Source organism: Enterobacter cloacae complex sp. SHL001, from assembly GCF_049236825.1.
Classification (GTDB): domain Bacteria; phylum Pseudomonadota; class Gammaproteobacteria; order Enterobacterales; family Enterobacteriaceae; genus Enterobacter; species Enterobacter hormaechei_C.
In genome coordinates this window covers 185,879-206,304 of sequence record NZ_JBMKIP010000003.1, presented here as the reverse complement: position 1 = coordinate 206,304, position 20,426 = coordinate 185,879, and the positions used below count along the sequence as shown (strand labels likewise).

General features: G+C 60.3%; 20 protein-coding genes. 10 read left to right on the top strand and 10 right to left on the bottom strand.

Annotation, left to right across the window (positions count from 1 at the left end; genetic code table 11):
• Positions 1–64: 64 nt before the first annotated feature.
• The gene (gene mutS / locus ACOTYH_RS10365; RefSeq protein WP_048982056.1) at positions 65–2,626 is read right to left on the bottom strand and encodes a DNA mismatch repair protein MutS; all 2,562 of its coding nucleotides are present in this window, start codon (positions 2,624–2,626) and stop codon (positions 65–67) included.
• A gap of 113 nt (positions 2,627–2,739) precedes the next feature.
• Entirely contained in the window at positions 2,740–2,970 is a 231-nt protein-coding gene (locus ACOTYH_RS10360) for a SymE family type I addiction module toxin (protein ID WP_017692767.1), read from the bottom strand.
• Between the two features lie 175 nt (positions 2,971–3,145).
• Between ACOTYH_RS10360 and ACOTYH_RS10355 the strand changes: the two genes are divergently transcribed.
• A complete protein-coding gene (locus tag ACOTYH_RS10355; RefSeq protein WP_022649174.1) occupies positions 3,146–3,490 on the top strand; it encodes a nitrous oxide-stimulated promoter family protein in 345 nt (114 codons plus the stop codon).
• A gap of 61 nt (positions 3,491–3,551) precedes the next feature.
• Here the strand turns inward: ACOTYH_RS10355 and flhA are convergent, their stop codons facing one another.
• The 6 genes from flhA to hypA form a co-directional block, all read right to left on the bottom strand.
• The gene (gene flhA / locus ACOTYH_RS10350; RefSeq protein ID WP_032669319.1) at positions 3,552–5,624 is read right to left on the bottom strand and encodes a formate hydrogenlyase transcriptional activator FlhA; all 2,073 of its coding nucleotides are present in this window, start codon (positions 5,622–5,624) and stop codon (positions 3,552–3,554) included.
• A gap of 62 nt (positions 5,625–5,686) precedes the next feature.
• Entirely contained in the window at positions 5,687–6,697 is a 1,011-nt protein-coding gene (hypE, locus tag ACOTYH_RS10345) for a hydrogenase expression/formation protein HypE (RefSeq protein ID WP_023295335.1), read from the bottom strand.
• On the bottom strand, positions 6,694–7,815 hold the full coding sequence (gene hypD, locus ACOTYH_RS10340) for a hydrogenase formation protein HypD (protein ID WP_032671927.1): 1,122 nt from the start codon (positions 7,813–7,815) through the stop codon (positions 6,694–6,696). The genes hypE and hypD overlap by 4 nt, the downstream gene beginning before the upstream one ends.
• A gap of 3 nt (positions 7,816–7,818) precedes the next feature.
• The gene (locus ACOTYH_RS10335) at positions 7,819–8,091 is read right to left on the bottom strand and encodes a HypC/HybG/HupF family hydrogenase formation chaperone (RefSeq protein WP_015571696.1); all 273 of its coding nucleotides are present in this window, start codon (positions 8,089–8,091) and stop codon (positions 7,819–7,821) included.
• Positions 8,082–8,945 (bottom strand): hydrogenase nickel incorporation protein HypB, encoded by an 864-nt coding sequence (gene hypB, locus ACOTYH_RS10330; protein ID WP_032671926.1) that lies wholly within the window; start codon positions 8,943–8,945, stop codon positions 8,082–8,084. The genes ACOTYH_RS10335 and hypB overlap by 10 nt, the downstream gene beginning before the upstream one ends.
• Positions 8,946–8,948: 3 nt before the next feature.
• Entirely contained in the window at positions 8,949–9,299 is a 351-nt protein-coding gene (gene hypA, locus ACOTYH_RS10325) for a hydrogenase maturation nickel metallochaperone HypA (RefSeq protein WP_045347774.1), read from the bottom strand.
• A gap of 210 nt (positions 9,300–9,509) precedes the next feature.
• Here hypA and hycA point away from each other — a divergent pair, with 210 nt between their 5' ends.
• From hycA to hycI, 9 genes are all read left to right on the top strand, one after another.
• On the top strand, positions 9,510–9,974 hold the full coding sequence (hycA, locus tag ACOTYH_RS10320; RefSeq protein WP_196357078.1) for a formate hydrogenlyase regulator HycA: 465 nt from the start codon (positions 9,510–9,512) through the stop codon (positions 9,972–9,974).
• Positions 9,975–10,047: 73 nt separating this feature from the next.
• Positions 10,048–10,656, top strand: a complete 609-nt coding sequence (locus tag ACOTYH_RS10315) for a 4Fe-4S dicluster domain-containing protein (RefSeq protein ID WP_017382803.1) — start codon at positions 10,048–10,050, stop codon at positions 10,654–10,656.
• Positions 10,653–12,467: a formate hydrogenlyase subunit 3 gene (gene hycC, locus ACOTYH_RS10310; protein WP_196357077.1), complete on the top strand. Its 1,815-nt coding sequence runs from the start codon at positions 10,653–10,655 to the stop codon at positions 12,465–12,467. The genes ACOTYH_RS10315 and hycC overlap by 4 nt, the downstream gene beginning before the upstream one ends.
• A gap of 1 nt (position 12,468) precedes the next feature.
• Positions 12,469–13,392, top strand: coding sequence for a respiratory chain complex I subunit 1 family protein (locus ACOTYH_RS10305; protein ID WP_032625965.1), 924 nt, complete (start codon positions 12,469–12,471; stop codon positions 13,390–13,392).
• Between the two features lie 15 nt (positions 13,393–13,407).
• Entirely contained in the window at positions 13,408–15,117 is a 1,710-nt protein-coding gene (gene hycE / locus ACOTYH_RS10300; RefSeq protein ID WP_015571690.1) for a formate hydrogenlyase subunit HycE, read from the top strand.
• 9 nt (positions 15,118–15,126) lie between these two features.
• The gene (locus ACOTYH_RS10295) at positions 15,127–15,669 is read left to right on the top strand and encodes a formate hydrogenlyase complex iron-sulfur subunit (protein ID WP_033487580.1); all 543 of its coding nucleotides are present in this window, start codon (positions 15,127–15,129) and stop codon (positions 15,667–15,669) included.
• On the top strand, positions 15,669–16,436 hold the full coding sequence (locus tag ACOTYH_RS10290) for an NADH-quinone oxidoreductase subunit B family protein (RefSeq protein ID WP_063659142.1): 768 nt from the start codon (positions 15,669–15,671) through the stop codon (positions 16,434–16,436). The genes ACOTYH_RS10295 and ACOTYH_RS10290 overlap by 1 nt, the downstream gene beginning before the upstream one ends.
• Entirely contained in the window at positions 16,433–16,843 is a 411-nt protein-coding gene (locus ACOTYH_RS10285) for a formate hydrogenlyase maturation HycH family protein (RefSeq protein ID WP_017382798.1), read from the top strand. The genes ACOTYH_RS10290 and ACOTYH_RS10285 overlap by 4 nt, the downstream gene beginning before the upstream one ends.
• Positions 16,836–17,291, top strand: coding sequence for a hydrogenase maturation peptidase HycI (gene hycI / locus ACOTYH_RS10280; RefSeq protein ID WP_017382797.1), 456 nt, complete (start codon positions 16,836–16,838; stop codon positions 17,289–17,291). Before ACOTYH_RS10285 ends, hycI begins: the two co-directional genes overlap by 8 nt.
• 88 nt (positions 17,292–17,379) lie before the next feature.
• Here hycI and ACOTYH_RS10275 read toward each other — a convergent pair whose 3' ends face one another.
• Both ACOTYH_RS10275 and ascF read right to left on the bottom strand, forming a co-directional pair.
• On the bottom strand, positions 17,380–18,804 hold the full coding sequence (locus ACOTYH_RS10275) for a 6-phospho-beta-glucosidase (RefSeq protein WP_058686078.1): 1,425 nt from the start codon (positions 18,802–18,804) through the stop codon (positions 17,380–17,382).
• Positions 18,805–18,822: 18 nt separating this feature from the next.
• Positions 18,823–20,274 (bottom strand): PTS cellobiose/arbutin/salicin transporter subunit IIBC, encoded by a 1,452-nt coding sequence (ascF, locus tag ACOTYH_RS10270; protein WP_017382795.1) that lies wholly within the window; start codon positions 20,272–20,274, stop codon positions 18,823–18,825.
• Positions 20,275–20,426: the final 152 nt, after the last annotated feature.

Below are 20,426 nucleotides of genomic sequence, written 5' to 3'. Positions count from 1 at the left end.
GGCCTACGGGTTTTGTAGGCCGGGTAAGGCGAAGCCGTCACCCGGCAAAAAAGACCGCAGAGAACTAAACCAGACTCTTCAACCGATAAATCCACTCCAGCGCCTGTCGCGGCGTCAGGGAATCCGGGTCGAGATTTTCCAGCGCTTCCACGGCCGGAGAGGTCTCTTCCGGGACCGCCAGCAGTGACATCTGCGTACCATCTATCTGCGTCGCCGCCGCATTCGGTGACAAACTTTCCAGCTCACGCAGTTTCTGACGCGCGCGCTTGATCACCTCTTTCGGCACGCCCGCCAGCGCCGCGACGGCCAGGCCATAACTCTTGCTTGCCGCGCCGTCCTGCACCGTGTGCATAAAGGCGATGGTGTCGCCGTGCTCAAGCGCATCAAGGTGGACGTTAGCCACGCCTTCCATTTTCTCTGGCAGCTGTGTCAGTTCGAAATAGTGCGTTGCGAACAGCGTCAGCGCCTTGATTTTATTTGCCAGACTTTCCGCGCACGCCCAGGCCAGGGACAGGCCGTCATAGGTGGAGGTACCGCGTCCTACTTCGTCCATCAACACCAGACTGTTCTCTGTCGCGTTATGCAGAATGTTGGCGGTTTCGGTCATCTCGACCATAAAGGTAGAGCGACCGCTCGCCAGATCGTCCGCCGCACCCACACGGGTGAAGATACGGTCGATAGGGCCAATCTCAACCTTCTGCGCCGGAACGTAGCTGCCGATGTAGGCGAGCAGCGCGATAAGGGCTGTCTGGCGCATATAGGTGCTTTTACCGCCCATGTTGGGGCCGGTAATGATCAGCATTCTTCGCTGTGGTGACAGGTTCAACGGGTTGGCAATAAACGGTTCGTTCAGCACCTGCTCAACCACCGGGTGGCGGCCTTCGGTAATGCGAATGCCGGGTTTGTCAGTAAAGGTCGGACAGGTGTAGTTCAGCGTATCGGCGCGCTCGGCCAGGTTAACCAGGACATCCAGCTCGGCCAGCGCAGCGGCGCTCAGTTGCAGGTCAGCCAGGTGCGGCAACAGGATGTCGAACAGCTCGTCATACAGCTGTTTCTCCAGCGCCAGCGCTTTACCTTTCGACGTGAGCACTTTGTCTTCGTACTCTTTCAGCTCGGGAATAATGTAGCGCTCGGCATTTTTCAGCGTCTGGCGGCGAACGTAGTGAATCGGTGCCAGGTGGCTCTGCCCACGGCTGATCTGGATATAGTAACCGTGTACCGCATTGTAGCCGACTTTCAGGGTGTCGAGCCCCAGACGTTCACGCTCGCGGATTTCCAGCTTATCCAGATAATCCGTCGCGCCATCGGCCAGCGCACGCCATTCGTCCAGCTCTTCGTTATAACCCGGAGCAATAACCCCGCCATCCCGCACCAGAACAGGCGGCGCATCAATGATGGCGCGTTCCAGCAGTTCGCGAAGCTCGGTAAATTCGCCCATGGTTTCGCGCAGCTTTTGCACTGGCGCGCTGTCGATCTCTCCCAGCTGGGCGCGCAGTTCCGGCAACTGCTGGAACGCGTGGCGCATACGGGCGAGATCGCGTGGACGCGCGGTACGCAGTGCCAGGCGCGCCAGGATACGCTCAAGATCACCCACCTGACGCAGCACCGGCTGCAATTCGGTGTAACGATCCTGCAATGCGGCAATGGTTTGCTGGCGGCCGATAAGCGTGTCGGTATTGCGGATCGGCATATGCAGCCAGCGTTTGAGCATACGGCTGCCCATGGGGGTAACCGTGCTGTCGAGAACCGACGCCAGCGTATTTTCCATGCCGCCAGCGAGATTCTGAGTGATCTCCAGGTTGCGGCGGGTGGCGGCATCCATGATGATGCTGTCCTGCTGACGCTCCATGGTAATGGAGCGGATATGGGGCAGGGCGGTACGCTGCGTATCCTTAACGTACTGCAACAGGCAGCCTGCGGCACACAGCCCGCGCGGGGCGTTTTCTACGCCAAAGCCAATCAAATCGCGCGTGCCAAATTGCAGGTTCAGCTGCTGGCGCGCGGTATCAATTTCAAACTCCCACAGTGGGCGACGACGCAGGCCGCGGCGACCTTCAATCAGCGCCATCTCGGCGAAATCCTCTGCATAAAGCAGTTCTGCCGGATTGGTGCGCTGTAGTTCAGCCGCCATGGTTTCACGGTCAGCCGGTTCACTCAGGCGAAAACGACCGGAGCTGATATCCAGCGTGGCGTAGCCAAACCCTTTACCGTCCTGCCAGATCGCCGCCAGCAGGTTATCCTGGCGCTCCTGAAGCAGGGCCTCATCGCTGATGGTTCCCGGCGTCACGATGCGTACGACCTTGCGCTCAACGGGGCCTTTCGACGTGGCCGGGTCGCCAATTTGTTCGCAGATAGCGACAGACTCACCCTGGTTCACCAGCTTCGCCAGATAGTTTTCAACCGCGTGATGCGGGATACCTGCCATCGGGATGGGCTCGCCTGCCGACGCGCCACGTTTCGTCAGGGAAATGTCGAGCAGCTGAGACGCACGTTTCGCATCGTCATAAAAAAGCTCGTAAAAATCGCCCATACGGTAAAACAGCAAAATTTCCGGATGCTGTGCTTTCAGCTTCAGGTACTGCTGCATCATTGGCGTATGCGCGTCGAAATTGTCGATTGTGCTCATGGAGTTATGATATCCATTTCTTTGAAAATATTACGCTTTGAGCGGCTCAATGGCCGATTGTTCCTTCTATTGTCGCATGAAAAAAAGGTGCGGCGCAGAAAAAAGTCACGACTTTACGAGGCATCTTCCACCATTAATTCAATGATGATTTTCCCGTGCTCGACGCCCACCCGAACCTGCGAGTTGGTGGTAAATCCCGCTTGCTCAAGCCAGTCGCCTTTCAGGCTCAGCGCTGCGTGTACGCTGTAGCGTTTTGGAATTTTCGTTTTACGGTCTTCATGACGTTTTCTGAAGTAACCCACTTTCAAGTGACGATAGGGTTTGGCGATCGCGATCTCTTGCATAAGCTCTCCGGTGAATGCGGTCAAAGGTGGTTATTTATGCCTGTATAAAATACCAGTAAAACGCAGCGGGGGGCGGGGTAATTCTGGAAGGGCGCTTCAGAAAATGGAATGCAATGACTGAAAATGTGCGGATAAAAGGGTATTATAAATGCACTTTATTGTTGAGGACGACGTTATGTCCGGTAAACGTATTTCACGAGAAAAAAAGACGATCGCCAGAATGATCGCCCTGTACGAAAACAGGTGTCCGCACGCCATAAAAGAAGAGGGGCACTATTCAGCGCTCAAGGCTTATGCCGATAAGCGGCTGGATAAATGCGTGTTTGGTGAGGAAAAACCTGCCTGCAAACAGTGCCCTGTGCACTGTTATCAGCCCGCCCGACGGGAAGAGATGAAGCAGGTGATGCGCTGGGCAGGGCCACGTATGTTATGGCGCCATCCGATTCTGACCATCCGTCATCTGATCGACGATCGCCGTCCGGTTCCGGAATTACCCGAAAAGTATCGGCCCAAAAAATAACCGGCTCCGCGCCGCAGTGGGCGACAAATTACGCGCAGGGCGACGTCGCCGGAATGACGGGTTAATTCAGGCTCTCTTTATCGATTCCCAGACGCTTCATGCGCGAGAGCAGGGTGGTACGCTTCAGCCCCAGCCGTTGCGCCGCACCTTTCGGTCCGGCTACCACGCCGTTGGTCTCCTTCAGCACTCGCATAATGAGCTGATATTCATCTTCTCCCTCTTTCGCAAGCTCGGTTGCGGTCACGGTCGTTTCAGAGAGAGTAACCTCTGGCAGGGAGAGCTGGAGCACGTTCCCGCGGGTCAGCAGGACCGCGCGCTCAATGACGTTTTCCAGCTCGCGCACGTTCCCCGGCCACTCCATCGCCGAGAGTGTGCGTAGCGTTTCGGCAGGAATACTGTCGATATTTCGCCCCATCCGGCGGGCAATCTTCGCGGTAAAGGCTTTTACCAGCAGCGGAATATCTTCCGGGCGCTCGCGCAGCGGCGGCAGGCAGATCGGGAAGACGTTCAGGCGATAGTAAAGATCGCTGCGAAACTCGCGGTCGGCGACCATTTTTTTCAGATCGCGATTGGTGGCGGCAATCAGACGCACGTCGGTCTGGATCAGCTTGTTGCTGCCGAGGCGCTCGAACTCCTGCTCCTGCAAAACGCGCAGCAGCTTGGGCTGAAGCTCCAGCGGCATATCGCCCACTTCGTCGAGGAACAACGAGCTTTTATCCGCCAGTTCAAAACGGCCCAGCCGCTGGCTGCTGGCGCCGGTAAAGGCGCCGCGCTCGTGGCCGAACAGGTCGCTTTCCAGTAAGCCCGCAGGCATCGCCGCGCAGTTCATCTTCACCATCCGGCGGCTGTTGCGGTTGCTCAGGTTGTGGATCGCCCGGGCAATCAGCTCTTTCCCGGTGCCGGTTTCACCGAGGATCAGCACCGTGCTGTCGCTCTGCGCCACCATTTCCACCTGCTTAAGGACGCTGTACATGGCATCGCTGCGTCCGATGATTTCGCCAAACTCGCTGTCCACGTTGTTGAGCTGCTCGGTCAGCGCCAGGTTTTCGTCCACCAGCCTCTCCTTCAGGCGGTGGATCTCCTGATAGGCGAGGGCGTTATCCAGCGCAATGGAGATACGCTCGGCGATCTGGCGCAGCAGCTTCAGGTTGGCGGTGGTAAATACGGCCTCATCGCACTGCGCCAGTTTAAGCACGCCGAGCATGGTGTTGCCGGACATCAGCGGCAGCAGGCACAGGGTCTGGATCTTGTTGCCCCAGGTGTTGAACAACATCCGCTCGTAGGGGGCTACCGGATCCTGTTCATTGAGATTGAGCAGCAGGATCTCTTTGCTTTTAAATACCCGCTCGGACAGCGTTCCCGCTTCGTCCACTTCGCTCTGCTCGTGCGCCGGGTTGGCTTCATCAAGGTAGTGGGTGGAGTAGATGTTCAGCTTGCCTTTCCGGTTGCCGCGTAGCGCAATGCTGATGGCATCGATTTTAAAATAGTGATGGATCTCTTTTGACACTTCGCTGACCAACTCATCCATGTCCAGGCGGGAGAGCACGGCGTTGGTGATGGCAACCAGAATGCGGAAGTTATCGCGCTCGCGGCTCAGCAGGTCGTAATCCACGTTATTGGTGACGCGGCTTTGGATCTGCTCCGCGACAACGGCCACAATTTGGGTAAAGGTGTGCAGGCGTTCGTACTCCGCCTCGCTCCAGGGCTGGTCGGTATCGCGGATAAACTCGCAGCCGCCAAAAATTTGCCCTTCCACCGCCAGCGGCAGCATGCTGTAGTGGCCGAACGGGTGGTAAAGATTGCTCTCTGCCAGCTTCGGCCAGGCCTGGCGAAACTGGTCAAAATTGCAGTGCAGCGCTTCCGGGCGGGAGAGGATACGCCGCACCGGGCCGTGGGCCAGAAACGTTTCATCTTCATATTCGAAGATTTTGCCGTTATCACGCGTAGAGAAATAGCTCGCGCGGTGGGTTGCGCTATGCCAGAGCACAATGGCGGCGCTGTCCGCCAGCGCTGATTGCCTGACCAGCCGCGTCAGGGCATCGCTCAGCGCGCCGAGATCGGGCTGTTGTAAAAGTGTGCGCGTGATGTCAAACAGGCCCTGCTGTCCAAGATCGCTCATCGGTGTATACGGCATTGTTGCTTTCCAATAGAAACTGGCAAAAAGAGAAATTCAGCGCTGACCGCTTTTGGCGCGGTCTAGCAAATTCGGGGTAACGGTTCAGCGTGCGGCAGATCCAGCGTGCGCTTCACGCCGTAAAGCCCGGTCAGGCGCACCCCTTTGCGCTCAACCACGTCGCCGATGATGGCCGCGTCTTTCCCTAAAGGATGCGCGCGCAGCTGTGCAAGTACGGCTTCCGCCGCCGCGCGTTCCACGCCGATCACCAGCTTGCCCTCGTTGGCAAAGTTAAGCGGGTCTAGCCCTAATAGCTCGCACAGCCCGCGCACGGCGGGCTTAACGGGCAGGCCGCGCTCGGTCAGCTCAATCCCGCAGCCGCAGCTTGCCGCGAACTCGTGCACCACGGCATTCACGCCGCCCCGCGTGGCGTCGCGCAGGGCTTTTACGCCCGGCATGTCGCGCAGCGTCTGGATCAGCGGCGTGAGTACCGCGCAGTCACTGCGCAGCTCGCCATCCAGCCCCAGGCCTTCGCGCAGGTTCAGGATGGTTGCCCCGTGGCAGCCCAGCGTGCCGCTGACAATCAGCACGTCGCCTGCGCAAAGCTGCTGCGCGCTCCAGTGAATGTCGGCAGGGATCGCCCCCATCCCGGCGGTGTTGATGAAGAGCTTATCCGCCGCGCCGCGCTGCACCACCTTGGTATCCCCGGTGACGATGGCGATCCCCGCCTCGCGGGCGGTGTGCGCCATGCTGTTGACCACCGCCGTGAGCGTCTCCATCGGTAACCCTTCTTCGAGGATAAACCCGCAGGAGAGGTAGCGGGGGATCGCGCCGCTGACGGCGACGTCGTTTGCCGTGCCGCAGACGGCGAGCTTGCCGATATCGCCGCCCGGGAAGAACAGCGGGTCAATCACGTAGCTGTCGGTAGAGAACGCCAGCCTGTCACCGTGGGCGGTCAGGGCCGCGAGGTCAATACGCGCCTGATCTTCCTGCTCGGCGAGCCAGGGGTTATTAAAGGCTTCCATAAACAGCCGGTTAATCAGCTGCTGCATCGCCTGTCCACCGCTTCCGTGCGCCATTTCCACCGTGTTCATGCTTCACACTCCTGGTTGCGATAGTGATACCACGCGGCGCATGCCCCTTCGGAAGAGACCATCAGCGCGCCAAACGCGGTTTGCGGGTTACAGGCGTTGCCAAATAACGGGCAGTGATGAGGTTTGCATTTGCCGGTGAGTACGTCGCCACAGCGGGCGCGGGGATCGTCGCACACCTGCTGCGGCTGCGGGCGGAAATGCGCTTCGGCGTCGAAGGCGCGATACGTGGGCGTCAGGTGCACGCCGGATTCGGCAATCAGCCCCAGTCCGCGCCACTCGCTGTCGCCTTCGACGCTAAACACGTCGGCTATGGCCTGCTGTGCCCGTCTGTTACCTGCATCGGGCACCACGCGACGATACTGATTTTCCACCGCACTCAGGGCCGCTATTTTCTGCTCAACCAGCATGGTCACGCCTTGCAGTAGATCAAGTGGCTCGAAACCAGCCACCACTAACGGACGATTGTACTGTTCAGCGATAAAACCGTAGGCTTCTGTGCCGATCACCATGCTGACGTGGCCCGGCGCCAGAAACGCGTCGATACCGTTATCCGGCGCTTCAAGCAGGCTGCGCAGCGTGGGAATAAGCGTGATGTGCTGGCAGAAAAAGTAAAAGTTAGTGACGTTGCGGGCTTTCGCCTGCTGGAGGGTAATGGCGGTGGCGGGCATGGTGGTTTCAAAACCCAGCCCGAAAAAGACGACCTTACGCTCAGGATTAGCCATCGCCAGCGTCAGGGCATCCATCGGTGAGTAGACGATCCGCACGTCTGCGCCGCGCGCCTTCGCCTGGAGCAGCGAGCCATTTTTTCCCGGTACACGCATGGCGTCGCCAAAGGTGCAAAAAATCACACCGGGGCGGCTGGCGATGTCGATACAGCTGTCGATGCGCCCCATCGGCAGCACGCACACCGGGCAGCCGGGGCCGTGGATAAACTCGATGTTCTCCGGCAGCAGCTGGTCGAGGCCAAATTTAAAGATGGCGTGGGTGTGTCCGCCGCACACCTCCATGATCCGCAGCGGTTTTTCTTTCGTGTAGTCCAGCAGCGAGGCGCGGGTTTTCAGGCGATCGATAAGCTGCAACACCTGCTCCGGCGCGCGATATTCATCAACGTAACGCATGTGTTATCGCTCCTCGCCATACAGCAGGGCGCCCACGTCCGGCTCGACGTCAAACATATTCTGTAGCGCATCCAGCGTGTCGCGGGCTTCTTCCTCATTAATCACGCTCATGGCAAAACCCACGTGGACCAGCACCCACTGGCCGAGACGCGTTGCGCCGGTCTCATCGTGGCTGCCTACCAGCGTCAGGTCGACATCGCGCAGGATGCCGCAGACCTCCACTTTGGCCTGATTGCCGTCGAGGGAATGAATTTGTCCGGGGACGCCTATGCACATCGTTCGTTCTCCAGCCAGTTCAGCCAGGCGTCCATCCCGTCGCCGCGCGTGGCGGAAACCAGCAGGATCTCAATGTCCGGGTTCACTTCCCGGGCGTAAGCCAGGCACTTATCCACGTCGAAATTCAGGTACGGCAGCAGGTCGACCTTGTTCAGCAGCATGAGGGAGGCGGCGGCAAACATATGCGGATATTTCAGCGGCTTGTCTTCCCCTTCGGTCACGGAGAGCACCGCCACTTTATGCCGCTCGCCGAGGTCGAAGCTTGCCGGGCAGACCAGGTTGCCGACGTTTTCAATAAACAGGATACCGTTATCCGCCAGCGGCAGGCGCGGGGCGGCGTCGGCAATCATCTGCGCGTCCAGGTGGCACCCTTTCCCGGTGTTGACCTGAATCGCAGGCGTACCGGTTTCGCGGATGCGCGCGGCGTCGTTTACCGTTTGCTGGTCGCCTTCGATTACGGCGCAGGAGACGTGTTCGTTCAGACGTTTAAGTGTTTCGGTCAGCAGCGTGGTTTTACCGGAGCCGGGGCTGGAGACCAGGTTCAGCACCAGCTGTTCGCGCGCGGCAAAGCGGGCGCGATTGCGGGCGGCGAGCTGGTTATTCTTGTCCAGCACGTTGATCTCCACCTCCAGCATCTGGCGCTGGCTGATGCCCGGCGCGTGCGTACCCGCTTCGCCGTGGCCGTAATGGAGGTCGCCCGCGTCGGAACGCTGCGGGGCAAAGGTGATGCCGGTCAGGGCCGCCGCGGGACGCGGGGCAGGAGAAAAGGGCGCGGAGCGAAACGCGGAGTGGGGACGGTGTTCATCCCCTTCTATATACAGGTTGCCTTCAGCGCAACCGCAGGTACTACACATACATTACTCCTTCTCGATTTCGAGGCGTTGGATCTGCATACCGTCATCCGCCACGATGCGCAGCCCGCTGCTCTGGCACTGCGGACAGCGCTGTACCTTCGATGACAGCAGCGTGACGTATTGCTGACACTGCTCGCACCAGCACTCTGCCTGCTGCTCGTCGATATGCAGCGCGCAGCCTTCCGCCAGCGTGCCGCGGCACACCAGCTCAAAACAGAAGGTGAGGGCGCTGGTCTCGACGCAGGAAAACGCCCCGACCTTCAGCCAGACGGCGGTGACGCGTTTCGCGTGGTTTTGCACTGCCTGCTGTTCGATAAGTTCCAGTGCCCGCTGGCAGAGGGTGATTTCGTGCATGACGCCTCCTTAATGAATTGCCCCTTCAATGCAATAACGGTGCCAGCTTGATTTGCGTTACGGCGTGACGATGTCAACGCTGTCGAAATGACACGTCGACACCGCGGCGGTGACAGTGCGCATCTCTTTAAAATCCATTTAAATCAACAAATTAAAAACTGGCACGAAATCTGCTTAACAGCCGCTAACTCCATTAACCGGATACCTTTTATGACTATTTGGGAAATTAGCGAAAAAGCGGATTACATCGCACAACGTCATCAGCAGCTCCAGGAGCAATGGCACCTGTACTGCAATTCACTGATCCAGGGGATCACGCTGTCGAAGGCCCATCTGCATCACGCCATGAGCTGTGCGGCGCAGGGGGATATGCGTTTTGTCCTGTTCGGTCACTTTACGATTTACGTCACCCTGGCGGAGACCTTCAACAGCCACACGATTGAGTACTACGTCGAGACGAAAGAGGGCGACAGGCACTGCATCGCCCGGGCGCAGCTGATGGCGGACGGCATGGTGGACGGTCACGTCAGCAACCGCGATCGCCAGCAGGTGCTGGAGCACTATCTGGAGAAAATCGCGCCGGTTTATAACGGCCTCTACGCCGCCGTTGAGCATGACAGCCCAGTCAACCTGAAACAGCTGATCGACGGAAAATCCTCCGCGAACGTGGCCTGAAAAACGAGTGTCGAGAAGTGTCGATAAGACAGTTTTTTTTCGTCAAAAATGACCATCACCAGAGGATGACCCGGTGAACCGTTTTGTAATTGCTGACTCGACGGTCTGTATTGGCTGTCGGACCTGTGAGGCGGCGTGCTCGGAAACGCACCGCCTGCACGGGCTACAGTCCATGCCGCGCCTGCGCGTCATGCGTAATGAGAAAGAGTCTGCCCCGCAGCTCTGTCACCACTGTGAAGACGCCCCGTGCGCGGGCGTCTGTCCTGTCAATGCCATCACCCGCGTTGACGGCGCGGTACAGCTGAACGAAAGCCTGTGCGTGAGCTGCAAGCTGTGCGGCATCGCCTGTCCGTTCGGCGCCATTGAGTTTTCAGGCAGCCGCCCGCTGCATATTCCGGCGAATGCTAATACTGCGAAAGCGCCGCCTGCGCCACCGGCTCCGGCACGCGTGAGTACGCTGCTGGACTGGGTGCCGGGCATTCGCGCCGTTGCGGTGAAGTGCGATCTGTGCAGCTTCGATGAGCAGGGTCCGGCCTGCGTGCGGACCTGCCCGACCCGGGCGCTGGTCCTGGTCAACATCCGCGACATCGCTCGCACCAGCAAACGCAAGCGCGAGCTGACCATCAATACCGACGTCGGCGATCTTTCGCTACTGCGGGCGCTTAACGAGGGGGCGAAATGAACGCGATAGTTATGATGACCAGCGGTGTGGCCTGGTTTGCCGCCGCCGCTGTCCTGGCGCTGCTTCTCTCCTTCCATAAAACGCTGAGCGGGGTGATCGCCGGTATCGGCGGGGCGGTTGGCAGCCTGATGACGCTGGCGGCGGGCGGGGTTGTCCTGATCGACGGCCAGTCTGTTGACACCCTCATCCCGCTGATTCACCACGCCGTTGACCTTACGCCGCTGAACGCCATCTGGCTGATAACCTTTGGCCTGTGCGGGCTGTTTATCAGCCTGTTTAATATCGACTGGCACCGACATCAGCACACCAAAGCCAACGGCCTGCTGGTTAACCTGTTGATGGCCGCCGCGGTCTGTACCGTTATCGCCAGCAACCTCGGCGCGCTGGTGGTGATGGCAGAAATCATGGCCCTGTGCGGCGTGTTCCTGACCGGATGCAGCGCCTCCGGCAAGCTGTGGTTTGCGCTCGGACGTCTCGGTACGCTGCTGCTGGCGCTGGCCTGCTGGCTGGTGTGGCAGCGTTTCGGCACGCTGGATTTTGCCGCGCTTAACGGTCAGCCGCTGGGCAACGGCGTCTGGCTGTTGGGCGTAGTCGGTTTTGGCCTGCTGGCCGGGATTATCCCGCTGCACGGCTGGGTGCCGCAGGCGCATGCCAATGCCTCAGCCCCGGCCGCTGCGCTGTTCTCCACCGTGGTGATGAAGGTCGGTCTGTTCGGCATCCTGATGATAACCCTGACGGGCGGTCAGCCGCCGCTGTGGTGGGGCGTGGCGCTGCTGATTGCGGGGATGATCACCGCGTTCGTCGGCGGGCTGTACGCGCTGATGGAGCACAACATCCAGCGTCTGCTGGCGTACCACACCCTGGAGAACATCGGGATTATCCTGCTCGGCATGGGCGCGGGCGTCACCGGGCTGGCGCTCAACCAGCCGGCGCTGATTGCCGCCGGGTTTATTGGCGGTCTGTATCACCTTATCAACCACAGTCTGTTTAAAAGCACCCTGTTCCTCGGTGCGGGCAGCGTCTGGTTCCGCACCGGGCACCGCGATATTGAAAAGCTCGGCGGGATTGGCAAAAAAATGCCCGTCATTTCGCTGGCGATGCTGGTCGGGCTGATGGCGATGGCTGCGCTGCCGCCGCTGAACGGCTTTGCCGGCGAGTGGGTGATTTATCAGTCCTTCTTCGCCCTCGGCCAGAGCGAGGCGTTTATCGGGCGTTTACTCGGCCCGCTGCTGGCGGTGGGCCTGGCGATCACCGGCGCGCTGGCGGTGATGTGTATGGCGAAGGTTTACGGCGTCACCTTCCTGGGCGCACCGCGTACGCGTGAGGCTGAGAACGCCTGCTGCGCACCGCTACTGATGGGCGTAAGCGTGGTTGCACTGGCGCTGTGCTGCATCGCGGGCGGCGTCGCCGCGCCGTGGTTGCTGCCGCTGCTGGGCCACGCCATTCCGCTGCCGCTGGTCACTGCGCATACCGTCGTTTCCCAGCCGATGATGGCGCTGCTGCTGATTGCCGCGCCGCTCCTGCCGTTCGTGCTGATGCTGTTCTTCAGACGCGACCGTCTCGCCTCCCGCTCGCGCGGCGCGGCGTGGGCCTGCGGCTACGAACATGAGCAGTCGATGGTCATCACCGCCCACGGTTTCGCTATGCCGGTGAAGGAGAACTTCGCCGCCGTGCTGAAGCTGCGCCACTGGCTGAACCCGGTGGGCTGGGTGCCGGGCTGGCAGGGTGCCGCCGTGCCCGTGCTGTTCCGCCGCCTGGCGCTGATCGAGCTGGCGGTGCTGGTGGTGATTGTCATTTCACGAGGAGCCTGACATGAGTCTGTTACTGGCAATTCTTCAGGCGCTGGTGCTGTTCGCCGCCGCGCCGCTGCTGTCGGGCATCACGCGCGTGGCGCGCGCCCGGCTGCACAACCGTCGCGGACCTGGCGTGCTCCAGGAGTACCGCGATCTCTTCAAACTGCTTTCCCGTCAGAGCGTCGCGCCGGACGCCGCAGGCTGGGTGTTCCGCCTGACGCCGTTTGTGATGGTGGGCGTGATGCTGACCATCGCCACCGCGCTGCCGGTGGTGACGGTGGGCTCGCCGCTGCCGGTGCTGGGCGATCTGATTACGCTGATCTACCTCTTCGCCATCGCGCGTTTCTTCTTTGCGATTGCGGGTCTGGATACCGGCAGCCCGTTTACGGGTATCGGCGCCAGCCGCGAGGCGATGCTCGGCGTGCTGGTTGAGCCAATTCTGCTGCTGGGGCTGTGGGTCGCCGCGCAGGTTGCAGGCTCGACCCACATCAGTTTCATCACCGACACCGTTTACCACTGGCCGGTTTCACGTTCTCTCCCGCTGGTGCTGGCGCTCTGCGCCTGCGCGTTCGCCACCTTTATCGAGATGGGCAAGCTGCCGTTCGATCTCGCGGAAGCGGAGCAGGAATTACAGGAGGGGCCGCTCACCGAATACAGCGGCTACGGCTTTGCGGTGCTGAAGTGGGGCATCAGCCTCAAGCAGCTGGTGGTGTTGCAGATGTTCGTCGGCGTTTTCTTCCCGTGGGGGCAGATGACGCACTTCTCTGCGGGCGGCCTGCTGCTGGCCGTGGTGGTGGCTGCGCTCAAGCTGCTTATCGGCGTGCTGGTGATTGCCCTGTTTGAAAACAGCATGGCGCGCCTGCGTTTTGTCGAAACGTCACGCATCACCTGGGCCGGTTTTGGTTTTGCATTTTTAGCGTTCGTCTCCTTGCTGGTGGCGTGATTAAAGAGAGTGTTTATGTCTGAAGAAAAGAAAGGTCAGCAGTATCTCGCCGCGTTGCATCAGGCTTTCCCGGGCGTGGTGCTGGAGGAGTCCTGGCAAACCAAAGACCAGATCACCGTCACCATTAAGGTGAACTATCTGCCGGAAGTGGTGGAGTTTCTCTATTACCAGCAGGGCGGCTGGCTGTCAGTGCTGTTCGGCAACGACGAGCGTCAGCTGTGTGGCAACTATGCGGTGTACTACGTGATGTCGATGGAGCAGGGGGAGAAGTGCTGGCTCACCGTGCGCGTAGAGGTCGATCCGGCTAAACCGGAATACCCCTCCGTCACGCCGCGCGTGCCTGCCGCCGTCTGGGGCGAGCGCGAAGTGCGCGACATGTATGGTCTGGTGCCGGTTGGCCTGCCTGACGAGCGTCGCCTGGTGCTGCCGGACGACTGGCCGGATGAACTCTATCCGCTGCGCAAGGACAGCATGGACTATCGCCAGCGCCCGGCCCCGACCACCGACAGCGAAACCTACGAGTTCATCAACGAGCTGGGCAGCAAGAAGAATAACGTGGTGCCGATTGGCCCGCTGCACGTTACCTCCGACGAACCGGGCCACTTCCGCCTGTTCGTCGACGGCGAGAACATTATCGACGCCGACTACCGCCTGTTCTACGTCCACCGCGGCATGGAGAAGCTGGCGGAGACCCGCATGGGCTACAACGAAGTCACGTTCCTCTCTGACCGCGTGTGCGGCATCTGCGGCTTTGCCCACAGCACCGCCTACACCACCTCGGTGGAAAACGGCATGGGGATCGTGGTGCCGGAACGCGCGCAGATGATCCGCGCCATTCTGCTGGAGGTGGAGCGCCTGCACTCGCACCTGCTCAACCTCGGCCTGGCCTGCCACTTCGTCGGCTTTGACTCCGGGTTTATGCAGTTCTTCCGCGTGCGCGAGGCGTCGATGAAGATGGCGGAGATCCTTACCGGGGCGCGTAAAACCTACGGCCTGAACCTGATCGGCGGGATCCGCCGCGACCTGCTGAAAGACGACATGATCCAGACCCGCCAGCTGGCGCAGCAGATGCGGCGGGACGTGCAGGAGCTGGTGGACATGCTGCTCAGCACGCCAAACATCGAGCAGCGCACCGTGGGCATCGGCCGTCTTGACCCGGAAATCGCCCGCGACTTCAGTAATGTTGGTCCGATGGTGCGCGCCAGCGGCCACGCCCGCGATACCCGCGCCGATCACCCGTTCGTCGGCTACGGCCTGCTGCCGATGACCGTGCACAGCGAACAGGGCTGCGACGTCATCTCCCGTCTGAAGGTGCGCATCAACGAGGTATTCACCGCGTTGAACATGATCGACTACGGCCTCGATAATCTGCCGGGCGGCCCGCTGATGGTGGAAGGCTTCACCTACATTCCAAACCGCTTTGCCCTCGGCTTTGCCGAAGCGCCGCGCGGGGACGACATCCACTGGAGCATGACCGGCGACAACCAGAAGCTCTACCGCTGGCGCTGCCGCGCGGCGACCTACGCCAACTGGCCAACCCTGCGCTACATGCTGCGCGGCAATACGGTCTCTGACGCGCCGCTGATCATCGGCAGCCTCGACCCGTGCTACTCCTGCACCGACCGCATGACCGTCGTGGACGTGCGCAAGAAGAAAAGCCAGGTGGTGCCGTACAAAGAGCTTGAGCGCTACAGCATCGAGCGTAAGAACTCGCCGCTGAAATAAGGATTCGCCATGTTTACCTTCATCAAAAAAGTGATCAAAACCGGCGCGCAGACCAGCAGTTATCCGCTGGAGCCGATCCCGGTGGATAAAAACTTTCGCGGCAAGCCGGAGCACAACCCGCAGCAGTGCATCGGCTGCGCGGCCTGCGTCAACGCCTGCCCGTCGAATGCCTTAACGGTGGAAACGGACCTGAAAACCGGCGAGCTGGCCTGGCAGTTTAACCTCGGGCGCTGCATCTTCTGCGGCCGCTGCGAGGAGGTCTGCCCGACGGTGGCCATTCGCCTGTCTCAGGAGTACGAGCTGGCGGTGTGGAAAAAAGAGGACTTCCTCCAGCAGTCGCGCTTTGCGCTGTGCAACTGCCGCGTCTGCAAGCGTCCGTTCGCCGTGCAAAAAGAGATCGACTACGCCATCGCGCTGCTGAAGCACAACGGCGACGTCCGCGCGGAGCATCACCGCGAAAACTTCGAAACCTGCCCGGAGTGCAAGCGTCAGAAATGCCTGCTGCCGTCTGACCGCATCGATTTAACCCGCCATATGAGAGAGGCCAGCTGATGGAAAACTTACTCGGCCCGCGCGACGCTAACGGCATTCCGGTGCCGATGACGGTGGACGAATCCATCGCCAGCATGAAGGCGTCGCTGCTGAAAAAAATCAAACGCTCGGCCTACGTCTACCGCGTGGACTGCGGCGGCTGCAACGGCTGCGAGATTGAGATCTTCGCCACGCTGTCACCGCTGTTTGACGCCGAGCGCTTCGGCATCAAAGTGGTGCCGTCTCCGCGCCATGCGGACATTCTGCTGTTTACCGGGGCCGTCACCCGCGCCATGCGATCCCCCGCGCTGCGCGCCTGGCAGTCCGCGCCGGACCCGAAAATCTGCATCTCGTACGGTGCCTGCGGCAACAGCGGCGGCATCTTCCACGACCTGTACTGCGTCTGGGGCGGCACCGACAAAATCGTGCCGGTGGACGTCTACATTCCGGGCTGCCCGCCGACGCCCGCCGCGACGCTGTACGGTTTTGCCATGGCGCTCGGCCTGCTGGAGCAGAAAATCCACGCCCGCGAGCCGGGCGAGCTGGACAACCAGCCAGCCACTATCCTGCACCCGGATATGGTGCAGCCGCTGCGGGTGAAGGTTGACCGCACGGCGCGGAAACTGGCGGGCTACCGCTACGGACGCCAGATTGCCGACGATTATCTGCGCCTGCTGAGCCAGGGCGACCATCAGGTGGCGCGCTGGCTGGAGGCGGAAAACGATCCGCGTCTCAATGAGATCGTGGCGAACCTGAACAGCATCGTCGATGAGGCGCGTATCCGATGAGTGAAACGGTGGTGTTCAGCCAGCTGAGCCGTAAGTTTATTGATGAGAACGATGCCACGCCGGCTGCGGCGCAGCAGGTGGTCTATTACAGCCTGGCGATTGGGCATCACCTAGGGGTGATCGACTGCCTGGAGGCGGCGCTGAGCTGCCCGTGGGCCGATTACCTGGCGTGGATCGCCACGCTGGAGGAGGGCAGCACGGCGCGGCGCAAGATGGAGGGCGTGCCGAAATACGGCGAGATCGTCATCGATGCCAACCACATTGCGATGCTCGCCAACGCCTTTGACGAGGCGCTGAGCAGGCAAACCCCCGAGCAGCAGGCGTGGAGCAAAACACTGCTTAGCATGCTGCACGATATTCATCAGGAGAGTGCCATCTACCTGATGGTGAGGAGATTACGTGACTGACGTTTTACTGTGTGTCGGCAACAGCATGATGGGCGACGACGGCGCGGGTCCGCTGCTGGCGGAACTGTGCGCCGCAAACCCGCCGGGCAGCTGGGTGGTGATTGACGGCGGCAGCGCGCCGGAAAACGACGTGGTGGCCATTCGCGAGCTGCGCCCGGACAGGCTGTTAATCGTTGATGCCACCGATATGGGGCTCAACCCCGGTGAGATCCGCCTGATTGACCCGGACGACATCGCCGAAATGTTTATGATGACGACGCACAATATGCCGCTGAACTACCTGGTCGATCAGATTAAAGACGACGTGGGTGAGGTGCTGTTTCTGGGGATTCAGCCGGACATTGTCGGGTTCTATTACCCGATGACGCAGCCGGTGAAAGAGGCGGTGGACGTGGTCTATTCACGGCTTGCCGGGTGGGTTGGGGATGGGGGATTTTCTCAGCTCTGAGCAGTGCCGGGTGGCGGCTTCGCCTTACCCGGCCTACCAAACCCATCTCCCTCTCCCTGTGGGAGAGGGCTGGGGTGAGGGCAACAGGCTACTCCAGATCCCCCCCGTTACTCGCAATCACCTTCTTATACCACCAGAACGATTTCTTGCGCCTGCGGTCCAGCGTGCCGTTGCCGGCGTCGTCCCGGTCGACGTACACAAACCCGTAGCGCTTGCTCATTTCCCCCGTTGAGGCCGAGACAAGGTCAATGCAGCCCCAGGTGGTGTAGCCCAGCAGCGGTACGCCGTCCTCAATCGCATCAGCCATCGCGCGAATATGCTCGCGCAGGTAGCTGATGCGGTAGTCGTCGTTGATCTCGCCGTTTTCATCAATGACGTCCTTCGCTCCAAGGCCGTTTTCCACCAGGAACAGCGGCTTCTGGTAGCGGTCGTACATCATGTTCATGGTGATGCGCAGGCCGAGCGGGTCAATGCCCCAGCCCCATTCGCTCACCTGAATATGCGGGTTGCGCAGGGACTTCACGATGTTCGCCGCGCTGGTGTTTCCCGCGTTCATGTCCGCCGACGCGCAGCGCGAGGCGTAATAGCTGAACGAGACAAAGTCGACGGTGTTTTTCAGCAGTTCATCGTCGCCCGGGTCTTTCACAATCACCACGCCTTTCTCGCGGAACACGCGGGCAGAGTAAGCCGGATAGCTGCCGCGCGCCTGCACGTCGATAAAGAACAGGTTCTCGCGGTCTTTTTCCAGCGCCATCCACACGTCTTCCGGCTTGCAGGACCAGGGGTAAAAATTGCCGCCCGCCAGCATACAACCGACCTGGTTTTCCGGGTTCACCTCGTGGGCAATTTTGGTCGCCAGCGCGCTCGCCACCAGCTCGTGGTGCGCGGCCTGGTACTTCACCTGGTCCTCGTTTTCACCTTCTTCAAATACCAGCCCCGCGCCGGAGAACGGGCTGTGCAGCATGATGTTGATTTCGTTGAAGGTCAGCCAGTATTTCACCAGCCCGTTAAACGCCTCGAAGCAGGTGCGGGCGTAGCGGGCGAAGAAATCCACCATCTTACGGTTGCGCCAGGAGCCGTACTCCGTCACCAGGTGCATCGGCACGTCGAAGTGGCAGAGCGTCACCAGCGGCTCGATGTTGTACTTTTTACACTCCTCGAACACCGCGCGGTAGAAGGCAATGCCTTCCTGATTCGGCAGCGGTTCGTCGCCGTTCGGGTAGAGGCGGCTCCAGGCAATCGAGGTGCGGAACACCGTAAAGCCCATCTCCGCCATCAGGGCGATGTCTTCTTTGTAGCGATGGTAAAAATCAATCGCCTCGTGGCTCGGGTAGAATTCGTCGTCCCGCAACGAAAACCGTTTTTCCTTGCCGACTTTTACCGCCAGACGGTTTGCGCCGTGGGGGATCATGTCGACCGTCGTCAGTCCTTTGCCGCCTTCACGGTAAGCCCCTTCACTCTGGTTGGCGGCAAGCGCGCCGCCCCATAAAAATCCTTGTGGAAAAACAGACATTCTTACCTCGCTTTCAGTTTATGCTTCTGCTGCTTTGTTCTGTACCGGTGCGGTTTGCAGGGCGCGTGCTTTTTCGGCTTCGTCTTCTACCGGGATATCCTCAAACCCTAACAGCAGGGTTAGCACAAACGACAGCACTACCGCCAGACCCATCACGCCAAACACCCAGACGATGGTCATCGGGTTGGCTGGGTCGAAGAACTGCACGCTGGTAAACAGCCCCGGCGCCGCCATCGAATGGCTGGCAAGGCCTGCCATGCCTGCCACCGCGCCGCAGATAAAGCCGCTGATCAGGCTCGCAATCAGCGGACGCTTCAGGCGTACCGCTACGCCGTACAGGGCCGGTTCAGAGATCCCCGCCATGATGGCGGAGGCCGCCGCGGCCAGCGCCGTCTGGCGCAGCTCCGGGTTTTTGGTTTTCCACGCCACCGCCAGCGACGAGCCGCCGAGCGACAGGTTGGCGCCGATCTCCGACGGCATCACCATCCCTTCTTTGCCCGTTTCGGCAATGGTCTGGATGATGGTCGGCGTAAACACGCGGTGCATCCCGGTCATCACCAGCAGCGGCCACAGCGCGCCCATAATGGCAACGGAGAGCCAGCCCAGATAGCCGTGAATGGTGTAGACCAGCGCGGAGATGGCGCTGCCGATCCAGATCCCGAGCGGGCCAATCAGCACGATGGCGAGCGGGGCGGCAATCAGCACGATCAGCATCGGCTTGAGGAAGTTTTTGGTCACCGCCGGGGTAATGCGATCCACCCAGCGTTCGATGTATGACAGGCACCAGGTCATCACCAGGGCGGGGATCACCGTGTAGGTGTATTTCACCGCCGTCACCGGAATGAAGGCGAACTCAACGTGCTCGCCCTGCGCGGCTTTCGCCATCAGCTCGATAAAGCTCGGGTGAACCAACACGCCCGCGATGGCGATTGCCAGCGACATGTTGGTTTTGAACTTCACCGCCGCGGACGCCGCCACCATCAGCGGCAGGAAGAAGAACGCGCCATCGCCGATAACGGTCAGGATCGTCAGCGTCGGGTCGCCTTTGCCCAGCACGCCGGTCATCTCAAGGATCATCGCCAGCAGCTTGACCATTGACCCGCCGATGATCGCCGGGATCAGCGGAGACATGGTGCCGATCAGCGCATCGAGGATCCCGGCACCAATGCGGCGCAGCGTGAGCTTCTGTGGACCTTCCGCTACGGCAGGTTGCAGGTTAGCGGGCAGCAGGCTCACCACTTCACGGTATGCCTGGGACACGGTGTTGCCGATGATCACCTGACACTGGTTGTCGTTGCGCACCACGCCGAGCACGCCGCTGATGCTTTTCAGGCGTGCGGCGTCGGTGAGACTTTCGTCTTTCAGGACGAAGCGCAGTCGCGTCATACAGTGGGTGACGGCGACGATGTTCTCTTTGCCGCCCAGCGCGCTAACGACGTCGGTCGCCAGCGCAGCGTAATTTTTTGCCATCGGATGTGATCCTGTTATCGTTGTGAGAAGTGTAGGAAACCGGTTTCACACAATCATCATGAGTTTCTTTTAATGAAACAAGACCACTTTTTATGCATTTTTTCGTTTCGTGATGACGATCACTCGTGGCCGTAAAAAGCGTGATAACGCCG

Excerpts from the sequence above, each read along its gene's own strand:
- hypE (WP_023295335.1), bottom strand. The coding sequence starts at position 6,697 with ATGAACACGGTGGAAATGGCGCACGGAAGCGGTGGACAGGCGATGCAG.
- ACOTYH_RS10295 (WP_033487580.1), top strand. The coding sequence starts at position 15,127 with ATGTTTACCTTCATCAAAAAAGTGATCAAAACCGGCGCGCAGACCAGC.
- hypD (WP_032671927.1), bottom strand. The coding sequence starts at position 7,815 with ATGCGTTACGTTGATGAATATCGCGCGCCGGAGCAGGTGTTGCAGCTT.
- ACOTYH_RS10290 (WP_063659142.1), top strand. The coding sequence starts at position 15,669 with ATGGAAAACTTACTCGGCCCGCGCGACGCTAACGGCATTCCGGTGCCG.
- hycA (WP_196357078.1), top strand. The coding sequence starts at position 9,510 with ATGACTATTTGGGAAATTAGCGAAAAAGCGGATTACATCGCACAACGT.
- ACOTYH_RS10355 (WP_022649174.1), top strand. The coding sequence starts at position 3,146 with ATGTCCGGTAAACGTATTTCACGAGAAAAAAAGACGATCGCCAGAATG.
- flhA (WP_032669319.1), bottom strand. The coding sequence starts at position 5,624 with ATGCCGTATACACCGATGAGCGATCTTGGACAGCAGGGCCTGTTTGAC.
- ACOTYH_RS10305 (WP_032625965.1), top strand. The coding sequence starts at position 12,469 with ATGAGTCTGTTACTGGCAATTCTTCAGGCGCTGGTGCTGTTCGCCGCC.
- ACOTYH_RS10285 (WP_017382798.1), top strand. The coding sequence starts at position 16,433 with ATGAGTGAAACGGTGGTGTTCAGCCAGCTGAGCCGTAAGTTTATTGAT.
- hycC (WP_196357077.1), top strand. The coding sequence starts at position 10,653 with ATGAACGCGATAGTTATGATGACCAGCGGTGTGGCCTGGTTTGCCGCC.
- hypB (WP_032671926.1), bottom strand. The coding sequence starts at position 8,945 with ATGTGTAGTACCTGCGGTTGCGCTGAAGGCAACCTGTATATAGAAGGG.
- mutS (WP_048982056.1), bottom strand. The coding sequence starts at position 2,626 with ATGAGCACAATCGACAATTTCGACGCGCATACGCCAATGATGCAGCAG.
- ACOTYH_RS10360 (WP_017692767.1), bottom strand. The coding sequence starts at position 2,970 with ATGCAAGAGATCGCGATCGCCAAACCCTATCGTCACTTGAAAGTGGGT.
- ACOTYH_RS10335 (WP_015571696.1), bottom strand. The coding sequence starts at position 8,091 with ATGTGCATAGGCGTCCCCGGACAAATTCATTCCCTCGACGGCAATCAG.
- ascF (WP_017382795.1), bottom strand. The coding sequence starts at position 20,274 with ATGGCAAAAAATTACGCTGCGCTGGCGACCGACGTCGTTAGCGCGCTG.
- ACOTYH_RS10275 (WP_058686078.1), bottom strand. The coding sequence starts at position 18,804 with ATGTCTGTTTTTCCACAAGGATTTTTATGGGGCGGCGCGCTTGCCGCC.
- hycE (WP_015571690.1), top strand. The coding sequence starts at position 13,408 with ATGTCTGAAGAAAAGAAAGGTCAGCAGTATCTCGCCGCGTTGCATCAG.
- hypA (WP_045347774.1), bottom strand. The coding sequence starts at position 9,299 with ATGCACGAAATCACCCTCTGCCAGCGGGCACTGGAACTTATCGAACAG.